Genomic DNA, 22881 nt, shown 5'->3' with positions numbered 1-22881 from the left:
GTGGCATGCCTTGCATGAAACTATCACTCGCAATCATAAGTGCACAGAAATGTGGCAATTACTAAAAAGAGTACGGCGGTTTATGGAGACCACATCACCATTCCCCGGCAATGCCCACGGAATGGCAAAGGTGTAGCAGACATAGGATCAGTTATTTAGCGTAATCAAATTGAAAGTTGGCACTAAGATGTTGCCGGATGAGTACTGTTCCTCTTTCAACCAACGAATTGGTGACAACGTTCATATGATGCTCAAACGACTCCACAGGACAGTAGTCCAGAACATTAGACATAGAAATAAAATCAAATTGTTCACCACATGCATTTAAATACTCGAATATATCAGCAGCAACGTATTGCACACTGCACTTGGTCAGAGCTTCTTTATAAAGACAGTAACCATTTTTATCTATCTCCAGAGTTTTCGCATCTCCGGCATGATAACGCCCTAATAGAAAAGGAGAATAAAAAAAATTATTTTTAATAAATTGCTTACTCGCAACTTTAAATATCCCCCGATAATATAACATCACACTCGTTATCGTAGTCTTTAGATTTAACTTCATTCTCAAGGAGAACATTGAGGTACATAAGTTTTTGCAAATGGATATAAAAAAATTAAGATAAAAACGATCCTTAATCTATTCCTGATACCTTTTAAATATTGTTTTTGCGAAATTATGTCTGTACAAGAATTCAATTCATGCTTAAGTTCAGGCAGAAAAAACGAAAATAAACGTGAGATGTCAAAAGTAGCCACTTCCCACTTACCCGAGAAAATCACTCCCTCCCAGTTATTTCCCTCAAACCACTGCACCAAATAATCTTCAGCAGATTCAGATAAAATTAATGACTCAAAATTTTTTTTCCTTTCTTCTTTTTCTACTTTTACATATCCCAATAATGCGCAAAAATCTTTGTATTGTAGATGCCTCACAGCAGTTAATCTTAATTCTGTTAAATATAGCTGCGGACCAGATATATCAACGCAAACTAATTTTTCCGGCCTGGCCCGGAGCAGTGGAATTACCCTTGAGCCGCTACCAGCAACGCATAGAACGCGACTCCCCTGAAAAACGTAGTTGAGTTCTGTTTCTGTATCTTCGTTTGAGAAAGTATAATTTATATCCACAACCCAATGTCCTTTAAGAGTCAAATATTGTTGCTACTGCGCTACAAAAAATGACAAAAATACTCAGATAACAAAGATCATTATTATATTTCATATCGCTCACCCTTAAGTAAACAAATCTCTGCCTGACCACGCCTAGAATAATCAGGGAAATTCCCAGTAGAGATAATAGAGTGAAAAATCGATATTCGAATCCAGCCATAACTGACAATATGAATAAAAAAGCCGACATCGAAAGAAATATAAAAATTACAATAAAATTCACAACTGACTTTTTCACAGTGACTCTCCGATACAAGCTAAAATAGAGTATAAGCCCAAACGAAAATTCAATTGAATTCCGTTTGAGCCCACGTATTTACTAAGGTCCTACAGCAGCCCCTATTCCGAAGCCTCCAAACGCTGAAGCAACTAAACCAAATCCTGCTAAAGTAAGCTCTCCTGCTGTGGCAGCGCCCATAAGCCCAATTGGTACAGTTGCTATACCACCTGTTGCGACTACAGTTATCCCCAGAGCAATTATTCCTGCAGCTGCAGCAGCTTGCCCCCAGTCAACATCTCCGCCAGAAATATTTAAAATTTCCTCTGAGTCTATTTCTCTCATTCACAATTTCCTTATGAAAATATCAAATTAACTACGATGTTGTAGCTCATATACTGTATAGCGAAAAATATTAAGAAATAACTGGTCGGAGTGATAGTTCGAACTTGATTAAAGAAAAATATAGGATTTGTAATGATTGAAAATAGAGGGGGTTATTGCTAATCATCTAAGAAAAGCAACAACCAATAATAACTAATTTAATTCCGAGGGTGATACCGGTTTTGCACGGTTTACCAGCGCTTTCGCAAGCACCTTGTGCGTGAGCAGTGACAGAAGTTCTGTTTCTTCGTCACTGCGTTCGCCGTCAATGCCGGTGATGGCCATAGCCACTTCCAGCGCCTTGTCAGCATCAAAGAGTAAGTCAGTTTGCAACGTACGCAGATAACGTTGCTCTTCGCCTGCATCCAGCACCTGCCGTGTCTGGTAGATAGCGTCGGTAAAAAATGCCTCGCGGCAAATGGGGCTTTGCCAGTCTAAATGGTTTATAACGTCTTCCAGATAATCCTGTTCTGAAAGTGTGACCTTGCCGTCTACCTGATATAACAAAACCGATAAACGGATCAGAGCTTGATTAAATGCCTGCTCATGGGACAACTGCATGATAATCTCCATTCGTGTGCCATATGCCTTAACAGTCTGATAACAACGACGGTCAGCCGGTATCATCAAGTTCGCGCGCCACTTTAGTTCCTCTATGTGACACGCCTATTACGCATAGCTGCTACAGAAAGTTCACTATGTTACACAAATGTTAATTATATGGAAATTTAAAAAATTTTCACCCTTTATTCAGACTAAATTGTTCTAAACCGGGGTGAATGACACAGAGTTGACGATTTACGCCGGGACTATCTGAGCCCCAGCGTAACGTCGTTTATGTAGAAATTGCCGGTGTAAACAGCGTCCGGCTGGCCGGAAGCATCCAGCGCGAAGAATTGTTTATCGTTTTCATCCAGCGACTGATAACCGCCGATAACCTGATAAATCCATACCTCTTTATCGAACTCAAGTTCCCGTTCTTCAAAGTACTCAAGGGCAGATTTAGGCTGACCGGAGTCAATAACATCACAGAAGTAATCATCCACAGCAACATGGATAGGATCCTTCTCCAGTGACACACTGGACTGCGCCGTGACTTCAATTTCCTGTGCGGCCTTGTGGGCATTTTCATCCGGCTTACGGCGATGAATGTCAGTCAGGGTGCTGACAATCATCTGATAGTCACCTTCGTGAGCTACCTGATTCACGTCGGCTGCCGCCGCTTCAAGCACACTCTCTGCCTGATTGAACAACACGGGCACCTGACTTAATGCCGTATAATTGCCGGGCGTAAAATCCGGTTGTTGCTCCATGTGCAGTAAAAAGCCCTTGAGCAGACGGGTACGTCCCTGAAACTCACGGAAGCGCCCCAGCAGGTCGAGTAAGCGGGCCTGCACCACAGACAGTTCCTGCGCAGCTTTAGAGAAACTCTGCTGTAACGCAACAACAAGCAAATGCCGCAACTCACGGTTACTGCCGGCGAGCTCACTGAGTTCATCGAAATGGAAACTTTCCAGTTGCTGCAGTAAATCACTCACCTGACCCTGCGCCAGTTCGTTCTCACGAATTTTTGCTTCTACCGAAGGGACATAGCCAAACTCATTGTTAATGCGACTGAACAGCACCCTTACGCTGTTGGTCAGTGACTCTGTTAACTGATACACATGCTCAGTTAAATCGGTCATATGAGCATGGGCTTCGTTAAAACGGTTGTAGTGCAGCGACTCTTTGTAGTGCTCAGCTAACGTGCGCAAGCTTGCCAGCGACGCAGTGATGTTAGTGTTGATGGTGCGGTTTCTTTCATCCTGCAAACTGCCTTCCAGCAACGCACGTACCGCGTTTTTCAAGCGCAGCGGACTTTGAGGATCGGGACGCCACAACACACCTAGCTGAACCAGTTGTTCCAGCACTTTGCGGCTAAAATCCGCCTCATTTACCGACCCGTTGACGTAAGCATGCATGATGAGGTCGCTGTGGCGGCCCAGCGCATTGAGCAACCGCGTGCCGGCCTGAACCAACACCTGACTCATATCAGGCTCCCCTGCTGCACGGCAGCCTCAGCTTGCTCTGACAACGACAGACTTTCGGTTTCATCGATAAACTTAATCATCTCGAAAAGGTGCTCAACTTTACCTGTGACCAGATAAATCTGCTTTTCGGTATTCGGTTTAATCAGGTATCCCATATCGGTCAGACGCTTAAACACCTGCTTAAGCTGACCGTCCAGATTCATACTGGTAGAGTTAAACACCCGGTAGCGTGAGATTTTTTCAAGCTGTTCTGCATAAGCCGGCGTATCTTCTATGACGCTTTGCAGTTCATTTAAACGCAGTGCGTTACCCATCGTGACGGGCATATCTGACTCACTGGCTTGCTGTACCAGTAACAACCATTCTACCAGCGGCACCAGACTGGATGCAGTTTCCTGAAACTGCTGGGTCAGCACTTTGCGCTCATCGTCACCCAGCGTTAAATAAGCAGCAAAAAACACGTCGCCTTCAGCGGTTGACGCCAGAGTGCGGTTGAGCACATTCAGATGAGGCTCAAGCTTCTGTGCATTGTCGCGGCTTTTCAGGTAGCGCCAGCCTTCTTCATCACTCACCTGACAAATAAACTGCCCTTTCAGCAATAAACTTAAAATACGACCCTGTTCTGACATCATGCTGACACCTCCTGTTCGCGGCGGGCTTTAATGCGTTCTGCAATAGCGCTGACTTTTGGCTCAACCACCTGTAACTGTCTGCTGACTTTATCGATAAGGTAGCGATTCTCAAACAGCGTTAATACATCAGACTCAGGATTCGGGAAGGCCCCCACCACACTGATATTATTGTTCTGACAGGCATCGAAGATCTTCTTCACGTTACTCTGGTGAAGTGTGCCTAATTCATCGATAGGCCAGTGAATAGTGGTATCGGCTTCACCACGAAGCAGACGGGTAAAGGCAAGCAGGAACTTACACAAAATAAGGTAAGCCATACCGTGACTGGAAGACTCGTTCAGCTGTCTGTCGGTACGGATCACAAGATCGCTGTTGCCTTCACGTAAATGCAGTTCAATATCCAGCAGTTTACTGATGCCGCCGGTCAGCGCGGCACGGCCGAGAATATCCAGCACACGGCGCATACTCTGCCCGTATTCTTCATCCGGCAATTCATTGGCGCCCTGCTCCATCCACTCGTCGTAGAGAGCCCGGAACTGTTCCAGTTCAGGCCAGAATTCCAGTTCGCTGATCCGTGAGCGGATTTTTACCGCGGAGTCAGACACGCCATCAAGGAACAATTCACCGTCAACCTCTTTGGTAATGCGGCGGCTCTGACTGACGATTCGTTTATCGATATCTGCCAGTACGTAATAGTACTGACTCAGATCCGCACCAAAGATACGTCCCTGCTCTTTCAGGCCCTGTAATTTCTGCGGCACAATAACATTCAGCAGCTGCGCCAGATGGCCGACCATGCGGCGGTGGTCAACGCTCTTCACGCCCTGGGCGTTCATCACGGCACATTCTTCACGGGCCCGTTCCCAGGTATCTGACAAACCGGTTCCCGCCTGCGCGGCGATAAGCTGATCAAAGCGTTCAACATAAGCTTTCACATCAGACATTAAGCCTTCACGCTCCTGCAGGGCACTCTGCACCTGAGATAAGCGTTGATTAACGGATAACTCATCATGGCGTACAGCCTCTTCGGCCTGTACCGCCGGCAGAGCAATTTTTGCCAGCGATTTAGCAAAGTTAACCACCTGCTCATATTGCTCGGATGAGGTTTTCAGTGCCGTTTCTAACTGACCATGCTGATCTTTAAGCTGCTCCCGCGTTTCCCGGTACACGGTTTGTTTTGCAGCCAGTTCGCGCTCAGATTCGGCCAGTGACTTACGGGCTTTCGCCAGGCTGTTTTGCCAGGCAACTTTGTGACCGGTGAACACCGTCTGATACCAGCGTTCATAGTCAGCAACTTTATGACGATGAGTTTCTGTGCGGTAGATATCTTCTTTAAGCACTTTAATGCGCTTTTTCATCTCACCGATTTCATCCACGTCCACGCCGCGGTTATTCAGCTCATTTTCCAGCCACTGCTCAGTGTCACGACGGTCTTTTGCCGCATTATCTCTGGCTTTACGCATATCTGAATCAAGCTGACTGATACGGGCATAAGTGTCAGCAATCAGCTGCTGCCAGTGGAAGCTGTGCTCCGTTTCGGCTTCCCGTTGCTGATCTTTAATCTCATCGCGGTCAAGTTCAAACTGTGCCACCAGCTGTTTTCTGGCCTGAACGTTATCATCCAGTTTGCTGCGTGCTTTTTGTTTGCGGGCCGACAACGCCTGCTGATATTCACTAAGTACTGCATCACGGTCCTGCTGGGCACGCTTACGGGTAGCTTCTGCACTGCGTACGGCGTTATCTTTCTGGGTCATCGCCAGCTCAGCGTTACGCACGTCTTCGTTGGCTTTCGACAATACCGCTTCACACTCGTTTTGAGCCGCTAACGCCAGCGCCAGAGATTCTTCTGCAGCACTTAAACGGGCTTTAAGCTCCTGTTCAGTATGGGCATATTCCGGCGTATCCAGTGCTTCCAGTGCCAGCTTGATACCAAACAGGCTTTCACCTTCAGCCAGTTGAGGAACGAGATCTTTGCGCTCCAGCAATTCGGGACGCACGACCTTACCCAGCGTATGTTCCCAGTTATCCAGGTTGCCACGCAGAAACTCCAGCAGGGAGCCTTCTCCGGGGTACAGGAGCTGATTGATACCGTCGACCTGCTTTTCCTGTGCCTGATGCTGGTTGCGGGCTTTATCCAGTGCCGATGAGGCTGACTGACGATGCAGTACCGCCTGACTGTGGGCCTGCTGTGCCTGACGATACTCGCTGCGCGCAGCATCTTCATTGATGCTGGCTTCTTTGATTGCGGCATCCAGTAAATCAAGCTGAGACTGCTCAAACTCGTTATAACCGGCGTTATTCAGTCCGGCTTTCAGTTCGGCTTCTGCAACTTTCAGGTCGCTGAGGGCGTTTTGATGTGCGTGATTTAACGATTGAATTTGCTGTGCATAATCGTCGCGGATGTTTTGCAATGCATCACGCTCTTTCTGCTGCAGATCACTACGTTTATCTGCCGCTTCCTGACGGCTGGCTGAAAGCTGCTCCAGGTTCATACTGAGCTTTTCACCCAGTTCAGCAATACGGCGGTTAAACGTTGATTCGATGTCCTGATGTTTTTCAGTCAACAAGGTATACCGGCCGGATACCAGTTCCAGCTCGTTCTGCCACTGCCCGAGATTTGCCACATCTTCTTTTAACTGTTCAATGTCCTGTTCCTGCCAGTTCTGGAATTCCTCTTCCACGGCATCCAGTTCCGAGGTGTATTTTTCTACGTCCGCGCGGGCAGATGACACCGTCTGATTGAGCGTGTCGCGGGTCTCAGACCACTGGTTATCATTCTGCTTGCGCTGGAACTGATTCTCTTCCAGCTGGTTTTTAGCGGTTTCAACAGCCGCAGATAAATGACTCTTATCCGCCTCAAACACCAGCTTTAAACCGCCAAGCTGCTTCTCTGTCGTTCCCAGCGCCATATCGGCCTGTTCAAGTTTGCCGAACTCGGGCCGGATACGATCAAACTGCTTAATGAGCTGACATTCGCGCAGCCAGTCATCCACACGGTTACGGCTTAAACTGGACGTGGGCGGCTGCACACCGTCTTCTTCGAGAATAGCGGCAATCATGGCCTTGATGGTTTCCATCTTGCCTTCTTTAGAATGCACGGCTTTGGCCAGCTTCTCGATGTGACGTACATGCAAATTAGGCTGACACAAACTGAAAATACGGGCGTAACCCAACAGCTCCCGTGCATTGCTGCTCTGATTCAGCACACCGTGATCGTTTTGCAAAATGGCACGGAAGTCTTTTGTGGTCAGTAAACTGGTTACCAGCACGTTATTGCGTTTCATCGCTCTGGCTAGCTCGGCGCTGCTGATACTCACCCGTTTACCGTTTTTTTGCGGCAGCAGGTAATCGTCGATATCAAAAGGTTTACCGATAAACCGGTAGTTAACGCCTGTCCCGTTAGAACTCAATACCGCCTGACATAAATCCCCTTCAGCACGGGTAAATTCGTAAATAATAAAACTGGACGTGCGGGGTAAATACCAGCGCTCAAAGCTGTCCCGGGTGGCCGGTACAACGCGGCTGGGATACTCCCCGTAAAATACGGGAATAAGTCGCTGCAAGGTGGTTTTGCCGGATGCATTGGTACCGCAAATATTAGTATGTCCATCCAGTTTGAGTTCAACGACACCCGGCAGGTGGGTATCAATAAGAATGATGCGTTTTAAACCAGCCATAATAATCCTGTCTTCGTACCGGCATATCTTTTTTGTTATCGTCGTGACCGCCGGTATGCGTCTTGCTGAAATTGTTATACCGCTGTCGGGAGGGGAAATATGTCAGGCGTTGCAAACCAGCATTCCGGCCTGCAAAGAGTCTGGCCCGAACCTTTTCTTCAAGGCATCCCTGTCGCCAGCGATATCCATCGTTTAAGCGGGGTAGCAGTGTATTATGAATTGGCAAAATTGCCCAGTGTGGATGTGATTTTGTCGGTATTCCGGTGCACTGTTTGAGTGAATATCAAACAGTGCACCACAAACGATCGTCAGGCCTTAAAGATCTCCACCTGACAGCGTTTCCTGCAGGAAGGTGATACGCTGGATAGCCACATAGCAAAGTGTTTTCACAATAAGTGCATAGAACACTGTCAGCATGGACACGGCGAACGCCGGACCGAAGACACTAAGATCTTCCATAAATGCGCCCATGGAAATCCACCCCAGCACAGTCATCAGTATACCCAGCCACATGATACTGTTACCTAGCAAGGTAAATACTCGTAGGCTAGAAATGGCCTGCGTATTGGTTTCCATGTCTCCCGACATCACCGTTTTAATGGCCAGTTTGCAAGCTTTCCATGATGTTGCGCCTATTGTAAACAGTGCCGCGGGTAGCAATGTGAGTAGCATTGACGGTACATCAATGAACATGCTGATTTCTCCCCCCAACGCCATAGCGAAAAGGGTTAACGCTAAAAATAAACCGACGCTGATAATAAACATAATTACTGCCTTTTGTGTGTCATTAATAAAGTGAATGGAGGTTAATAAACTTTGTCGCCAATACCAAAATGCGTTTGCCAGTACATTATGCTGTGCTTGCCTGGCATAAAACGTTTCATCCAGATCGCCCAGCATCGGCTCCTGCAGGTGTTGGGGTACTATTCTTGCTAACAGACTTTGGGCCAGTCGTGGTGGCTTCTGCAATATACTCAGCATTGTGCGGCCTTATCGCTTAGTGCGATGTTTTGCCACATAGTCTGCAACGCCTGACGAGAGCGTTTCACTGCCGCCTGCCCTTCAGCGGTCACCTGAAAGTATTTTTTTGCCCGTCCGCCCCGTTCTGCTGTCGCTTCTCCCATTGCACTGGTGAGCAGCCCTTTGTCTTCCATTCTGGTCAACGTGGTATACAGTGCGCCGATGCTCACATCCCGCTGAATGCTGTCGTGTAGCAATTGACGAATGGTGGTGCCATAGGCTTGATCACCAAGTTTCAAAATTGCCAGCAACATATACTGCTCAAATTCGCCGAGGTATTTTTCCTTACTCATAGCACCTCCTGTGTTTAGTTTGATCTACAATGTATAACAAATAGTTTTCACGTCAATATCCTATACATTGTAGAAGTTATATCAGGCTATACAGCACAATAGTCTGGCATACCCGACACGCCCTCAACGCCATTACATTCTGACGACCAAAATTACAATTAATAACATAATTGGCTGTGACGCTGATGAATACTTAACGTATTTCTTGTGCGAGGATAAAGACATAGATAACAAACTATTGGCTCTGCTGATTGCAGCAAGTGTGGCCCTCACGGGATGTAATGGCGAATCAGACGATTTACCGCCCGGTAAACTGTCGATGAGTAACTTCAAGAAAAACCGCAGTAAATGGGAGAGCTTGCAGGTTGATGACTACCAAATGCATTACAGGCTGGGTTGTTTCTGTTTAGATGGCGCCACCAGCCAGCGCCTGGTAAAAGTCACCGGCAATCAGCTTGATTCCGCTGTAAATACTGATACCAACGCTGCGTTACCCAGTGAAACCTACGAGACTCTGACTATAGATGAGTTATTCGGTCGTATTGCGCTGGAGGAAAGCCGCGCTGATAAACTTTACGTTGAGTACGATGCTACCTACGGTTATCCGACCAAAATTTCGGTGGACGGCAATGAACAAATGGCAGATAACGAATATACGATTACTGTCAGCGATGTGAAGTTTGCTAACGACGTCAGCTGCACAACTGAAATTCAGCCGGGCTTGTTGTTAACGGTAGTCGATAATATTTCGCAAAGTGCGATAGGTTGCGGTGTAACTGTAACGGCAGAAGAAGATAGCTATAGTGACACGGTGATGAATAGTGAATCCGACTGTATGGATGAAGCGCCGATTGCCATGCTGGCGGAAAGGCCGGGCTTTTATACACTCACTATTTCCAGCGATGGCTATCAGACTCTGACATTAGACAATGTCGGTGTGGGCGCAGATTTGTGTCATGTTATAACACGGGAAATGACCATCGGCCTTACGCCGGAACAATAAAAAAAAGACGGCATGCCGTCTCTTTTTCGTTTTATCTCTGTGGCTTACCGTGGCGGGAACATTCCGCCGCCACCGCCCATGCCACCCATTCCGCCGGGAGGCATCATGCCCTTCATCTGGCGCATCATTTTCTTCATGCCGCCGCCGGACATTTTCTTCATCATTTTCTGCATTTGGGTGAATTGCTTCAGCAGACGGTTAACATCCTGAATTTGCGTACCGGAACCGGCAGCAATACGACGTTTACGGGAGCCTTTGATCATGTCAGGACGCTCACGCTCAGCCGGCGTCATGGAATTGATAATGGCTTCCATCTGATTGAACTGCTTTTCATTGGCCTGATCTTTAATTTTGTCAGCCATGCCGCCCATACCGGGCAACTTGTCCATCAGCCCCATCATGCCGCCCATATTGCGCATCTGTTCAAGCTGCTCTTTAAAGTCCTGAAGGTCAAAACCTTTGCCTTTCTGAACTTTCTTCGCCAGTTTCTGCGCTTTGTCTTTATCAACTTTACGCTCAACTTCTTCAATCAGGCTGAGTACATCACCCATCCCCAGAATGCGCGAGGCAATACGCTCAGGATGGAACGGCTCAAGGGCATCAACCTTTTCACCCATACCAATGAACTTGATGGGTTTGCCGGTGATTTTACGCACCGACAACGCGGCACCACCACGGGCATCACCGTCGGCTTTAGTCAGGATCACACCGGTAAGCGGTAATGCATCATTGAAGGCTTTCGCTGTATTTGCCGCATCCTGACCGGTCATGGCATCTACCACGAACAAGGTTTCAACAGGTTTAACCGCAGCGTGAAGCGCTTTGATTTCATCCATCATGTCTGCATCAACGTGCAAACGACCGGCTGTATCCACTAAAAGTACATCGTAAAATTGTTTTTTCGCCGCATCGATGGCGCCGTTAACAATATCAATGGGCTTTTGTTCAATAGAGGAAGGATGGAAACCCACACCCACATCTGCAGCCAGTGTTTCCAACTGCTTGATTGCCGCAGGACGATAAATATCCGCACTGACCACCAGCACTTTTTTCTTTTCGCGCTCAGTCAGATACTTAGCCAGTTTACCCACACTGGTGGTTTTACCGGCACCCTGCAAACCTGCCATCAAAACGACCGCCGGTGGCTGAGCAGAGAGGTTCAGCTTTTCATTGGCCTCCCCCATGACAGACTCAAGTTCAGACTGTACAATTTTTATGAAGACCTGACCGGGCTTCAGGGCTTTGGTCACCTCAGTGCCTACAGCACGGGCCTTGACCTGGGCTACAAACTCTTTGACTACCGGTAAGGCAACGTCCGCCTCAAGCAGTGCCATCCGCACTTCCCTGAGCGTGTCTTTAATGTTGTCTTCGGTCAGTCTGCCACGGCCACTAACGTTGCGTAACGTCTGACCAAGGCGTTCAGATAAATTCTCAAACATAAGGCAGCTTCTTCAAATCGGTTAACTCATTATTCCCGCCATTATAGCGAAAAAGGCGTTCACAACGAACCTTGATATGTGTTTCTCTGTTTATATTGTCTTAATCTGTGTAAAAACAATGGTTCTGGTTGAATTTCCTTTGCACTTGCAGTATCAATACAGCCAGTAAAACGGGTGCAGGAAAAAGTCACACAGCACCCCTTCGTACAGGAATTGGGATGACCACCGTATTTGCCGTAGCCGGCATAATTTTTTATCTTGCTGCCGCTTTTCTTTTGATGGGCAAGATTGTCAATCAGCAAACACCAAACAAGAAACTGGCAATGATCCTGTCTCTGGCAGGTGCGGCTGCCCATATATGCTACCTGTCACAGGCCATTGTTATTGCCCCTGGCCAGAACATGAGTATTACCAATGTATTGTCACTGGTATCCTGGCTCATCACTGTATCTATGCTTATCAGCGCATCGGTCATGCCTAATATCATTCTGCTGCCCGTGGTGTTTGGATTTTCTGCGATGACAATTGCGGCCGCTCAGGTACTGCCGGTCAGTCATATCATGCACATAGAAATGCAGCCTGGTCTGGTTATCCACATTACCCTTTCGTTATTTGCCTACGGCACGCTGGTGATCGCTTTTCTTTACGCGCTACAAATGTCGTTTATTACGTTTAAGCTGAAACAGAAAGGCGCATCTCTGCTGAATTCGCCGCTACCTCCGTTAATGCTGGTAGAGGGCATGTTGTTTAAGCTACTGCTTGTCGGCACATTCCTGCTGATTTTATCGCTGGTAAGCGGGTTCGTCTTCCTCGACAATATGTTCAGTACCATGTATGCCCATAAAACTGTCCTGTCGATAATTGCCCTGGCAGTTTATATTGTCCTGCTTACCGGTCAGCATATTTGGGGCTGGCGCGGCAAACAGGTTATCGTACTCACCGTTATTGGTTTGATGCTGCTCACACTCGCTTATTTTGGAAGCCGCTTTGTCAGAGAAATACTGCTTTAAAGGCTTCTTAATGTCTTAAAATGCAGATAAAATGCCCGAAAAGGCCAGTTATAATAAAGATTCATTAACTTACACTTGAAACCCGCTGTCTGAATAACTAAATTGGATAGTCCACACAGGTAAAGGAACCCGGATTTTTGGACGACATATCAACGAGTACGCTATTTATTGCACTTGGCGTGCTGATTTTTTTATCTGCCTATTTCTCCAGCTCTGAAACAGGCATGATGTCGATAAACCGTTATCGGCTCAAACACTTGCAAAACGAAGGTAACCGTGCAGCTTTACGGGTGCAAAAGTTACTTGAACGTCCTGACCGTCTCATCGGCCTGATCCTGATTGGTAACAACCTGGTTAATATTGCGGCGTCTTCTATCGCAACAATTATCTGCACCCGCCTGTTTGGCGATTACTGGGGATTTTTTGCAACCACATTTGGCCTTACTCTGGTCCTGCTGATATTTGCTGAGGTCACCCCGAAAACACTGGCGGCGTTGTACCCTGAAAAAGTCGCGTTCCCGAGCTCAGTCATACTGCTGCCTCTGCTATTTGTACTTTATCCGTTTGTTGCACTCATCAATTCCATCACTAACAGTATTTTGTTCCTGCTGCGTATTAATCCGACAAATGGTAACGATGACTCCCTGAGCCGGGAGGAATTACGGACGGTGGTATACGAAGCCGGCACGATGATTCCGAAAAAGCACCAGGATATGCTGGTGGGTATTCTTGATTTAGAGAATGTCACCGCCGAAGATATCATGGTTCCCAGAGCAGACATTGTCGCTATCGATATCAACGATGACTGGAAGAAAATCCAGAAGCAACTTACCCATGCCCAGCATACCCGTGTACTTCTGTATCGTGACAGCATTGATGATGCCGTGGGCTTCGTGCATTGTCGTGACGCCCTTCGTCTGTTATCAAAAGATCAATTCACTAAGTCGAGTTTGCTACGCGCAGTGCGTGAAATTTACTTCACACCGGAGTCCACTCCACTACATACTCTGATGTACAAATTCCAGGCAGAAAAAGAACGTATTGCTCTGGTGGTCGATGAATACGGCGATATTATGGGCCTGGTCACGCTGGAAGATATTCTTGAAGAGATCATCGGTGACTTCACCACGTCCATGGTGCCGGATCACAGTAAAGAAGCGAACATTCAACAGGATGGCAGTGTGCTGGTAGATGGCAGTGCTAACGTGCGTGATTTAAACAAGGAAATGGACTGGAAGTTGCCTGTTGACGGCCCGAAAACCCTTAACGGTCTTATTCTGGAGTACCTGGAAGAAATTCCGGAAAATCAGGTCAGTGTGCGTCTCGCCGGTTATCCTATGGAGATCGTGGATATAAAAGACAATATGGTGAAAACCGTGCGTATCCTACCCGAATACTTCACTGAGCCGCGGGATAACGCTTCAGATATTTAATTTACTCTGATTTCTCTTTGGCCTGCGCTCTGCGGGCCAGTACCTGCGCTTTCGCCGCAGCAACTTTACCCGACAACACATTCAGTTTGCCTAGGATATCTTTTAGCTCCTCATCATCTCTGAGATCGGCTTCCGCCATATGACTCTCCAGAGATCGACGGAGCAAATCCGGAATAGATTTGGTCGTCATTAGGAATACTGCCCTGCGCAGCTGGTTACACTCTCACTAACCTGTTTATCGGTTAATAAACCAACTTCTGAAGCATTTTTTTGATTTTATTGAGAAAGCCTTAAGAATCTTTGGCTTAGGGTTATCCCTGGAAATGTGCTAGCAGTTCGCCATGCTGTTTCTGCACATTATAGCGGACGACAGCAACTGAAGCGGTGGCAAACAGGCTGTTACTGGGTATGACACACACCTCATCAAGAAAATAGCTGACAAAGGGCATGTGGCTGACTAGCAGCATACGTTCAACAGGCTGACTTCTACTCTGTGTAGCGGTGAACAGGGTGTCTACATAGTCGTGTGCGAGCTTTGAATTGCCTTCCGGAATAATGTCTTCACACAACTCCGTTTTATTAGCACTGATATCCAGACTGACCATGTCAAATGTTTGACGAGCACGACGGTAAGGACTGATCAGAGCCAGATCTATTTGCCGGTCCTGGCAGTAGTTATCAATAAGCCAGTTAGCACTGACTGATGCCTGAGCCCTTCCATAATCGGTAAGTTGCCGGCTTTTGTCATCAACCCGTAATGATTCCGCCTCACCGTGGCGCATGATAAACAATAAAATGTCGGCGTTGGAATTTTGACGTGGCATAGTTTAATGAATATGATGAAAGACTACACTGTAACCATAGCAGACCGGAAAAGACTAGCCTAGTATAAATATGTAAGACTTTAGGTGATACGGACGTGTAATCAATTCAGGAAGCGCAAGCGCCGGAAAGTTACCTTTTAAGAAATGCAGTAAAAAACATAAATAAAGAGAGCATTTTGACAACACCACTGAATCTGGAAAAAGCCACTTTCCATACGCTTCCAAATGGCCTGCGGGTCATGATTTACCAGCATGAACTGACACCCTCCACCTATGTTTCCATGTCTGTCCGTGCCGGCCATTTTTATGATCCCGAACAGTGTGAAGGTTTATCTCACCTCCTCGAGCACATGATGTTTCTTGGCAGTCGCCACTTGCCTAAGCCCAACAGCATTAATGATATGGTGGACAGTGCAGGCGGCAGTATTAACGCCTGGACCGGCACTGAGTTTGCTAATTACCATTTTCATTGCAGAAGCGCGGAACTCAAACGCATTCTTCCCGCTTTTGCAGATATGCTCAGACTCCCTTTGTTAGATAAAGACACTCTGGATAAAGAAATCAACGCTATCGAGGCGGAATTTCAATTTAAACGTAAAGATGATTTGCGCCGTCTTTATCAAATCCATAAAGAAACCGCGAATCCGGCCCATCCCTTCAGTAAATTTTCTGTAGGCAATGCCAATATTTTCCGCTCTTTACCGGAAGATGAACTGCATAAAGCGTTACAGGGTTATCATTGTCAGTACTACACTGCCAGCAATATGTGCCTGGCCATTTTTACCAGTGAAGATCCGGAAGATGTGCTGGAACTGACACAGCAGAGCTTCAGTGCATTCCGTCAGGGTGAAGAAGCGCCAAAAGAATGGCCGCCACTTTATAACGAAGAACAACTTGCGGTAGATATTAATATCATTCCGTTGCAAACCGCGCGGCGGATGATTGTCACCTTTGCTCTGCCCGGACTCCATCTGGATTACCGCACCAAACCGCTTAACTATTTAAGTCATCTCATCGGCGATGAAGGTGAAGGCAGCTTACTGGCCTGTCTGAAGGCTAAAAACTGGGTCACCAATCTGATAGCAGGCAGCGGGATTGAAGGCGATGACTTTAAAGATTTCAATGTCAGCTTTCAGTTAACCGAAGAAGGTCTGAACAACAGAGACAGCATACTGGAAGCCTTATTTGCATTCGTCAGGCTCATTAAAAACAGCATTGATGAGAAGTGGCGGTATCAGGAAAAAGCGCATCTTGGCGCACTGGCTTATCAGTATGAAGAGAATCCCAAGCTGCAAAGTATTGTTTGTGAATATTCCCAGCATCTGTTCACCTTTGACAGCGAAGAAATTAAGCTCTTCAGAATCATTATCGACAGTTTTGACAAGCAGAAGCTGGAACAAGCACTGTCCTTTTTTACCCCCCGTACAATGCGGGTAAAAATGATTGCGCCGGACCTTCCCACAGATTCGGTGTGCCGGCACTATAACGCCCGCTATCAGATGCGCCCTTTGCCTGAGGACTTATTGCACAAGCTGGCAGAGCCGGAAGCTTACGACGGTTTACAGTTACCTCCGCCCAATCCTTATCTGGGTGATGATTATCACCTTACTATTCCGGGCGATGATTATTTACTGCCAGGAGCACTGGTCAGAGAAGAACATTTCGCATTCTGGTTTGCGCAGGACAACCAGTTCCACAGCCCGAAAGGCGATATTTATATTTCTTTCGATGCACCTGCATTTACTGACAACCTGATTGCAGTAGCGGCAAAACGTATCTGGCTCGCAGCGCTGAATGACCATTTGCAGGCGAAATATTACCGCGCAGAAATTGCCGGCCTGCATTACCGGATTTACGGGCATCAGGCTGGTTTTACCCTCCATACCCGCGGATTTTCAAATCATCAGGTCAAGCTGGCTGGTCAGCTGCTGGAAACTATCCATCAATTTATGCCTGAAGCATCCCAATTTGAGCGTCTGAAAGCCATGCAGATTCAGACCCTTGAAAATGCCCTGATGAATAAGCCTACCAACCGGTTGTTTTCACGGCTCAGCGTGATTGTTCAGCGCAACACCCAGGCGCCGGTGGAACTGCTTAAGGCAGTCCGTGAATGTTCTTTCGAAAATATGACAGACATTTGCCGGCAGGCGCTGAATAAATATTTCGTCGAGAGCTTCATGCATGGCAACTGGCCGGCAGAAGAAGCCTCAACCTTTGCAGAGCATTTAAAAGGTGCCTGTCCCGGCGCCGGTTGTCAGCCATTGTCCCGCGCTGTGACCCAATTACCTGTTGGCGAAGCCCTCTATCACGAAGTCATATGTGAACACGATGACGCGGCAGTAGTGCTTTATTTACAGGCGCCGGGAAACAGCCTGAAAGACACCGCCATGTGTATGGTGCTGGAACAAATGCTCGCCGCCCCGTTTTTCAATGTACTCAGAACAGAAAAGCAACTCGGGTACGTGGTCGGCACCGGCTATGTGCCACATAATCAGCATCCGGGTATGGCTTTCTACATTCAAAGTCCGTCTCACGAACCGGAAGTTCTGCTTAAAGAAATGACCTCCTTTCTGTTTGAGCAACTTAATGAAATTGATTTTTACCGGTTCTACTGGTCAACGATTCAAAAGAATCTGCTAAAACAGATGGAAGAGCGTGATTTATCACTGTCGATGAAATCACAGAGGCTGTGGGTAAGCCTGGGCATTCAGGATCATGGTTTTGACAGGAACAGCAAGCTTGCCGACCTGATCTGCAGACTGTCTTTTACCGATATACAGGACTACGCCAACGCGCTGGCCAAACGAAGATTGTTCGGCGAACTGGTATTGTTTGCACCCGGTAAATTCAAAGGTATCGATGTACCTCAGGACAGATTGCTCAGCGACCTGTCATCGTTCAAAAAGCAAACACCTTATTTTGACTGATTTTTCACGATAAATAGGGTGTAAACTTTAAAGTGGACAAGAATTAACCTCCTCTGTCCCCTATCCGGAAAAAAACTTGTAGATATTGGCTGATTTCGGCATATTGAACCTTCGGTTTGAATGGATGCTGCCGATAATAAACGTAATTAAAACGATAAAATAATACGGCCAAAGGTGTATTGGTGCGCTCAACCTTAATCTGGATTTTTGTCAGCTGCATTCTGCTGCCGGGGTATCTACTCTGTGCGGAGAGTAAGGCTGTATCAATCACAGACATTTACTTCCAGAATATCTCGCAAAAAGATGGTATTTCAGACCATAGCATTCTGGATATTGTTGAAGACAAGAACGGAAGCTTGTGGATTGCCACACTCACCGGCCTGCACCGTTATACCGGTTATTCAGAAGGTGCTAAACAGTATCACCCTCTAACTTCAAATCCCCGTTCTCTGCCTTCGACATGGATAAACGATCTGTTTATCGATGATAAGGGCACCCTTTGGGTAGGCACAGACCAGGGCCTGGCGAAATACAATGCCCAGACTGACGACTTTACCGTCATCGCTTTTGAAGCCAATACGTCAAAATCTAAATACATCAGAAAAATAATAGCAGACGAAAACGGTCGCTTGCTTGTCAGTACCTATGACGAAATTTATCGCCTGCAACCAGATGGAAAGGTGCTGATCCCGGCTTTTCGTGGCACAAAGTTACCCGACGATATGCTGGTTATTTATAATGAAGCACACCGTTTATGGATAGGAACAAAGAACCACGGTGCTTTCATTCTGAATAAAAACAGTGATCAGATATTCCCGCTTTCAAAAGTGAATCCCTATGGTTATTCAGTTGCTCAAAACCGTGTGCATGACATCCAGGTAATCGACGGGGAATACTGGCTGGCAACAGGAGACGGAATTACAAGGATTGCCAATAACGGCGAAATCTCTTATTTGGGCAGTTCAGAAGACAACCAGCCAATTAAATTATCTACCACGTCTGCACTGACACAGGTCGGAGATATCGTCTGGATAGGCACTTTCAAAGGTCTGGCTATCTACGACCTGAGAAAAAGACAATTTATCGCAGCAGGCCAGAAAAGCGCAGAACTTACCGGCTTAACACAGAAAATAATTTTTTCTATTCAGGCAGACAGTAATGGCAGCGTGTGGGTTGGCACCTATTCAGGCTTATTCAGATACCAGCCAAAACTTAGTGCTGTCCGCACGTTTGAAAACAGAAAAGAATTTCAGAAAGCTTCCATCTCTTCAACCATTTGGGCCATCGATGAAGATGCGAATGGTGATCTATGGTTTGTCACGCAAAATGAAGGATTAGGTAAGTTTGACCGGGATCTTGGAACAATCGACTACTTTATCGAAAATTCCAAGAGTAACCTTTGGGATTTGATTATTGATGACAATGGCTACTTTTGGATTGCAAGTACTAGCGGCCTGCTAATATATGAATATCAGAACGGAAAATTCAATTTACTTACAACACTTTTCAAGAACAAGGTGTTGGAAAGCCTGTATTTTGATGGCAAATATGTTTGGTTAAGTTTGAATAATGGTGAGTTGACTTCTATACCCAGTTCAATGCTAGGTGAGGCAGAAAGTATCAGCGAACTGGAAACCCTTTCTACAGATTACCAAATTGTACAAAGTGATACTGTTGTTTTTCCTATATTCACGGACAGTGAACAGAGGCTTTGGGTATCAACACCTGATAAAATACTGGTCTTCGACCCCGTTGCCGGTGAGGTTGTCAGAGTCATTGAAGACCCGACAAATAACAGCTTCAGGGCCATGAATGTTCACTATTGGCGAAATTTCTATTGGGTCACCACTTTTTATAACGGTGTTATTAAAATTAATGCCCATAGTCTCGAGATTGAAGACCGCCAACAAGTTTTGCAGGATGCAGGAGTGACCTTCTCTGCTCAGGGTCGTGACAGTTCAGTGTGGTACACCAACAGGTTGGGTATAACGCGTGTAGATCTTTTCACTCTTGAATCCAAAGATTATATTTCAAAGGAAGCATTGGGATATAATGAGTTCAGTGAGAGTGCTGCCCTACTTACCTCTGACGAAGCACTGGTTTTTGCCGGTTCGAAAGGATTCAATATACTAACTAAAACTTTTATTGAAAGAGATTTAGTTCAGACTTCTCAAACACGTCCACCACATCTTTTTGATCTTAAAATATTTGGCTCATCTTCAATTAGCGATTTTGATGATGAAACAAAATTGACTAATACCAGCATTTTAGAAAAGTCCGGGTATTCTCTGGATTACGAACAATCCCGTTTCAGTATTACTTTTGGTCTCATTAATCCGGTAACCGCTGAAGATGTGGTTTACCGTTATCGCATGCCAGGGAATGTAGATGACTGGTTCCCGGCTGATACCAGCAGACTGGCACAATTTAATAACGTGCATTTCGGCAATTATGTCTTTGAAGTGCAGGCCAAGGAAGGGGATAAAACCTGGTCAGACAGCACCAGCTTTAAAATATCTGTTGGCCGGCCTTTCTGGTTACATAGTGCAGCACTGGTGTTTTACGCCTTTATAGCACTCTCCGTACTCTTTTACATTCTGCGCCAGTACCAGTTACGTAAGCAGGGTCAGCGGGCTATACAAGAGTCGGAAGAACGGTTGAAACTTACCCTGTGGAGTTCCGGCGACGAACTCTGGGACTGGGACGTTTACCGTGGTCAGGTTTATCGTGCTAACACATGGGGCACGCTGGATTTCCCTCAGGACAACATCCGCACGTCCAGTGCTTATGATGCCAATATTCATCCCAATGACGTCATGCGTGTTCAGGAAGCCTTAAAGGCTCACCTGGAAGGTAAATCTGAATTTTATGAGCTGGCCTACCGGGCAAAAACGTTTTCTAACTCGTGGATTTGGGTACTCGACCGCGGCAAGGTTGTGCAGCGGGACCATAATCAGCAACCCATGCGGATGACGGGTACACTGAAAAACATTCATCATCTGAAAGAAGCTGAGGAACAGTTAAACCTGTTCAAACGGTCTATTGAAAATATCTCCGAAGGGGTATTCATTACCGATACCAATTTCCGCTACATCTCGGTCAATAACGCCTATTGCGGTTATACCGGAGAAAGCCGTGATCAGGCACTGGCTTCGTACATGTACTTTAACCAGTATCCGGATGCCTTTACCGAAGAAATTAAGAAAACATTGCGCACTAAAGGTAACTGGTTTGGCGAAGTCGAATCAGCCCGGGTGAACGGTGAGCGCTACGAGATGGAACTGAATATCGATGCCGTACATGATGACGATGGCCGTATCAGTCATTTTGTGGGTGTATTCTCTGACATAACATCCCGTAAGAGCACAGAAAAAGAATTGCTGAAGCTGGCGAATACCGACCCGCTGACAGAACTCCCTAACCGCTCTTTCTTCCAGGCCAGCCATCAAAACCTGGTCCGTAAAGCAGCGTCTCATACCCTGCTCTGTCTGGACATGGACAACTTTAAGAAGATTAATGATTCCCTTGGCCACCAGACCGGCGACGTGCTGATTAAGCAAATCGCCAAGCGCTTACAGCGTATTACCGGCACTACGGCAACCTGTTACCGTCTTGGCGGTGATGAATTCAGTGTTCTGATGGAAGATCAGGCAGACATCCACACTATTACCCATTATGCACAGGACATTCTGGATAACCTGTCACGGCCTTTCATTATTAATAAGCAGGAATTTGTACTTGGTGCCAGTATCGGTATCGCCTTTTATCCTGATGACGGTAAAACACCTCAGGAAATGCTGAAAAACGCAGATACCGCTATGTACTTTGCGAAAAACAATGGTGGTAATACGTATAAGTTCTTCAGTGGTGAAATGAACCAGAACGCCGTGCGCCAGTTGCAGATAGAAAACCTGATCCGTCAGGGCATAAAAGACGATCTGTTCACGGTTTATTACCAGCCTAAAGTTGATATTGCCTCGGGTAAGCTGGTGAGTATGGAAGCCCTGGTGCGCTTTGAACACCCGCAAAAGGGTATTGTCAGTCCGGGTCAGTTCATTCCGCTGGCAGAACAAACAGGGCAAATTGTTGAAATTGGTGAACAGGTACTGCGTAAGGCCTGTGCAGATACCAAACGCTGGGTCAACGCCGGCTTGTTCTCCGGCCGTGTAGCGGTGAATATTTCTGCCAAGCAGTTTGAGTTGCCAAACCTGGACGACCGGATTGAGCAAATCCTGAAGGAAGTAGGGTTATCCCCGCTCCATCTGGAGTGTGAAATTACCGAAGGCACGCTGATGGAGAATCCGGATCAGGGTCTGGAAATGATGAAGCGTCTGCGGGACCGGGGTATTCACCTGGCACTGGATGACTTCGGAACAGGCTACTCTTCTTTGGCGTATCTTAAGCGCTTCCCGCTGAATACGCTGAAAATCGATAAAGCGTTCATTGACGACATTGCAGAAAGCAGCACAGACCGGCATATGGCTGCCGCTATCATCAATATTGCCCATAATCTGGGGCTAAAAGTGGTCGCTGAAGGTGTGGAACAGGAAAAACAACTGACGATTTTACGTCGCTACGAATGTGAAATGTTACAGGGTTATTTGTATTCAAAACCACTGAATGCTGAACGATTTGAGAAATTACTTCAGGAAAATCAAAAGCTTTATAACCTCATCGGTCAGAATTCTTACTGAACTCCCCTGCGTCAAAAATAAGGCGTAGTACACATCTTAATTTATTGCAAATCTTTTTTTCTGGCACCATCAAAATTCAGTTTAAAAACAACACGTTTAAATTACTGAAAAATAAGAGTTTTAAA

Annotated in this window: 18 protein-coding genes and 1 pseudogene; 7 read left to right on the top strand and 12 right to left on the bottom strand. The window is 46.5% G+C overall.

Features of this window, described 5'->3' with window-relative positions:
* Positions 1-136, top strand: a pseudogene (locus ACXAG2_RS09315) (IS630 family transposase); the annotation flags it as partial.
* Between the two features lie 15 nt (positions 137-151).
* On the opposite strand, the gene ACXAG2_RS09310 reads toward ACXAG2_RS09315, so the two are convergent.
* The 7 genes from ACXAG2_RS09310 to ACXAG2_RS09280 form a co-directional block, all read right to left on the bottom strand.
* Entirely contained in the window at positions 152-529 is a 378-nt protein-coding gene (locus ACXAG2_RS09310) for a class I SAM-dependent methyltransferase (RefSeq protein WP_474866201.1), read from the bottom strand.
* A 38-nt stretch (positions 530-567) separates the two neighbouring features.
* A complete protein-coding gene (locus ACXAG2_RS09305; RefSeq protein ID WP_474866198.1) occupies positions 568-1131 on the bottom strand; it encodes a DUF3419 family protein in 564 nt (187 codons plus the stop codon).
* Positions 1132-1492: 361 nt separating this feature from the next.
* A complete protein-coding gene (locus ACXAG2_RS09300; protein WP_303575002.1) occupies positions 1493-1735 on the bottom strand; it encodes a hypothetical protein in 243 nt (80 codons plus the stop codon).
* A 192-nt stretch (positions 1736-1927) separates the two neighbouring features.
* Positions 1928-2335, bottom strand: coding sequence for a tellurite resistance TerB family protein (locus tag ACXAG2_RS09295; RefSeq protein ID WP_119503352.1), 408 nt, complete (start codon positions 2333-2335; stop codon positions 1928-1930).
* A 248-nt stretch (positions 2336-2583) separates the two neighbouring features.
* Positions 2584-3804: a phosphoenolpyruvate carboxylase gene (locus tag ACXAG2_RS09290; protein ID WP_474866195.1), complete on the bottom strand. Its 1221-nt coding sequence runs from the start codon at positions 3802-3804 to the stop codon at positions 2584-2586.
* Positions 3801-4436: a condensin complex protein MksE gene (locus tag ACXAG2_RS09285; protein ID WP_474866193.1), complete on the bottom strand. Its 636-nt coding sequence runs from the start codon at positions 4434-4436 to the stop codon at positions 3801-3803. Before ACXAG2_RS09285 ends, ACXAG2_RS09290 begins: the two co-directional genes overlap by 4 nt.
* A complete protein-coding gene (locus ACXAG2_RS09280) occupies positions 4433-8113 on the bottom strand; it encodes an ATP-binding protein (protein ID WP_474866190.1) in 3681 nt (1226 codons plus the stop codon). Before ACXAG2_RS09280 ends, ACXAG2_RS09285 begins: the two co-directional genes overlap by 4 nt.
* 99 nt (positions 8114-8212) lie before the next feature.
* On the opposite strand from ACXAG2_RS09280, the gene ACXAG2_RS09275 reads away from it, so the two are divergent.
* Entirely contained in the window at positions 8213-8389 is a 177-nt protein-coding gene (locus tag ACXAG2_RS09275) for a hypothetical protein (RefSeq protein WP_474866188.1), read from the top strand.
* Positions 8390-8428: 39 nt separating this feature from the next.
* On the opposite strand, the gene ACXAG2_RS09270 is transcribed toward ACXAG2_RS09275, so the two are convergent.
* Positions 8429-9094: a permease prefix domain 2-containing transporter gene (locus ACXAG2_RS09270; RefSeq protein WP_474866185.1), complete on the bottom strand. Its 666-nt coding sequence runs from the start codon at positions 9092-9094 to the stop codon at positions 8429-8431.
* On the bottom strand, positions 9088-9426 hold the full coding sequence (locus tag ACXAG2_RS09265) for a PadR family transcriptional regulator (protein ID WP_474866183.1): 339 nt from the start codon (positions 9424-9426) through the stop codon (positions 9088-9090). Before ACXAG2_RS09265 ends, ACXAG2_RS09270 begins: the two co-directional genes overlap by 7 nt.
* A gap of 205 nt (positions 9427-9631) precedes the next feature.
* On the opposite strand from ACXAG2_RS09265, the gene ACXAG2_RS09260 reads away from it, so the two are divergent.
* Positions 9632-10429 carry a DUF6174 domain-containing protein gene (locus ACXAG2_RS09260; RefSeq protein ID WP_474866180.1) on the top strand — a complete coding sequence of 266 codons (798 nt, stop codon included), beginning with the start codon at positions 9632-9634 and terminating at the stop codon, positions 10427-10429.
* A gap of 44 nt (positions 10430-10473) precedes the next feature.
* On the opposite strand, the gene ffh is transcribed toward ACXAG2_RS09260, so the two are convergent.
* Positions 10474-11868, bottom strand: coding sequence for a signal recognition particle protein (ffh, locus tag ACXAG2_RS09255; protein ID WP_474866178.1), 1395 nt, complete (start codon positions 11866-11868; stop codon positions 10474-10476).
* Between the two features lie 218 nt (positions 11869-12086).
* Between ffh and ACXAG2_RS09250 the strand changes: the two genes are divergently transcribed.
* Positions 12087-12878, top strand: coding sequence for a cytochrome C assembly family protein (locus tag ACXAG2_RS09250; protein WP_474844775.1), 792 nt, complete (start codon positions 12087-12089; stop codon positions 12876-12878).
* 137 nt (positions 12879-13015) lie between these two features.
* A complete protein-coding gene (locus ACXAG2_RS09245) occupies positions 13016-14311 on the top strand; it encodes an HlyC/CorC family transporter (protein WP_474844774.1) in 1296 nt (431 codons plus the stop codon).
* 1 nt (position 14312) lies between these two features.
* Here the strand turns inward: ACXAG2_RS09245 and ACXAG2_RS09240 are convergent, their stop codons facing one another.
* Both ACXAG2_RS09240 and sixA read right to left on the bottom strand, forming a co-directional pair.
* The gene (locus tag ACXAG2_RS09240) at positions 14313-14501 is read right to left on the bottom strand and encodes a hypothetical protein (RefSeq protein ID WP_119500773.1); all 189 of its coding nucleotides are present in this window, start codon (positions 14499-14501) and stop codon (positions 14313-14315) included.
* Between the two features lie 121 nt (positions 14502-14622).
* Complete coding sequence (gene sixA, locus ACXAG2_RS09235) at positions 14623-15135, bottom strand: phosphohistidine phosphatase SixA (RefSeq protein ID WP_474866176.1); 513 nt, start codon at positions 15133-15135, stop codon at positions 14623-14625.
* A gap of 176 nt (positions 15136-15311) precedes the next feature.
* Here sixA and ACXAG2_RS09230 point away from each other — a divergent pair, with 176 nt between their 5' ends.
* Both ACXAG2_RS09230 and ACXAG2_RS09225 read left to right on the top strand, forming a co-directional pair.
* A complete protein-coding gene (locus ACXAG2_RS09230; protein WP_474866173.1) occupies positions 15312-18062 on the top strand; it encodes an insulinase family protein in 2751 nt (916 codons plus the stop codon).
* 182 nt (positions 18063-18244) lie between these two features.
* Positions 18245-22756, top strand: a complete 4512-nt coding sequence (locus ACXAG2_RS09225) for an EAL domain-containing protein (RefSeq protein ID WP_474851115.1) — start codon at positions 18245-18247, stop codon at positions 22754-22756.
* Positions 22757-22881 lie beyond the last annotated feature (125 nt).

Source organism: Alteromonas sp. ABH4_456, assembly GCF_056160645.1.
Note: the sequence above shows the minus strand (reverse complement) of the source record. Positions and strands in the feature narration are given on the sequence as shown.

Bases quoted from the DNA above. Each gene is read 5' to 3' on its own strand.
- ACXAG2_RS09310 (WP_474866201.1), bottom strand. From the start codon at position 529: ATGTTATATTATCGGGGGATATTTAAAGTTGCGAGTAAGCAATTTATT.
- ACXAG2_RS09300 (WP_303575002.1), bottom strand. From the start codon at position 1,735: ATGAGAGAAATAGACTCAGAGGAAATTTTAAATATTTCTGGCGGAGAT.
- ACXAG2_RS09295 (WP_119503352.1), bottom strand. From the start codon at position 2,335: ATGCAGTTGTCCCATGAGCAGGCATTTAATCAAGCTCTGATCCGTTTA.
- ACXAG2_RS09290 (WP_474866195.1), bottom strand. From the start codon at position 3,804: ATGAGTCAGGTGTTGGTTCAGGCCGGCACGCGGTTGCTCAATGCGCTG.
- ACXAG2_RS09285 (WP_474866193.1), bottom strand. From the start codon at position 4,436: ATGATGTCAGAACAGGGTCGTATTTTAAGTTTATTGCTGAAAGGGCAG.
- ACXAG2_RS09280 (WP_474866190.1), bottom strand. From the start codon at position 8,113: ATGGCTGGTTTAAAACGCATCATTCTTATTGATACCCACCTGCCGGGT.
- ACXAG2_RS09275 (WP_474866188.1), top strand. From the start codon at position 8,213: ATGTCAGGCGTTGCAAACCAGCATTCCGGCCTGCAAAGAGTCTGGCCC.
- ACXAG2_RS09270 (WP_474866185.1), bottom strand. From the start codon at position 9,094: ATGCTGAGTATATTGCAGAAGCCACCACGACTGGCCCAAAGTCTGTTA.
- ACXAG2_RS09265 (WP_474866183.1), bottom strand. From the start codon at position 9,426: ATGAGTAAGGAAAAATACCTCGGCGAATTTGAGCAGTATATGTTGCTG.
- ffh (WP_474866178.1), bottom strand. From the start codon at position 11,868: ATGTTTGAGAATTTATCTGAACGCCTTGGTCAGACGTTACGCAACGTT.
- ACXAG2_RS09250 (WP_474844775.1), top strand. From the start codon at position 12,087: ATGACCACCGTATTTGCCGTAGCCGGCATAATTTTTTATCTTGCTGCC.
- ACXAG2_RS09240 (WP_119500773.1), bottom strand. From the start codon at position 14,501: ATGACGACCAAATCTATTCCGGATTTGCTCCGTCGATCTCTGGAGAGT.
- sixA (WP_474866176.1), bottom strand. From the start codon at position 15,135: ATGCCACGTCAAAATTCCAACGCCGACATTTTATTGTTTATCATGCGC.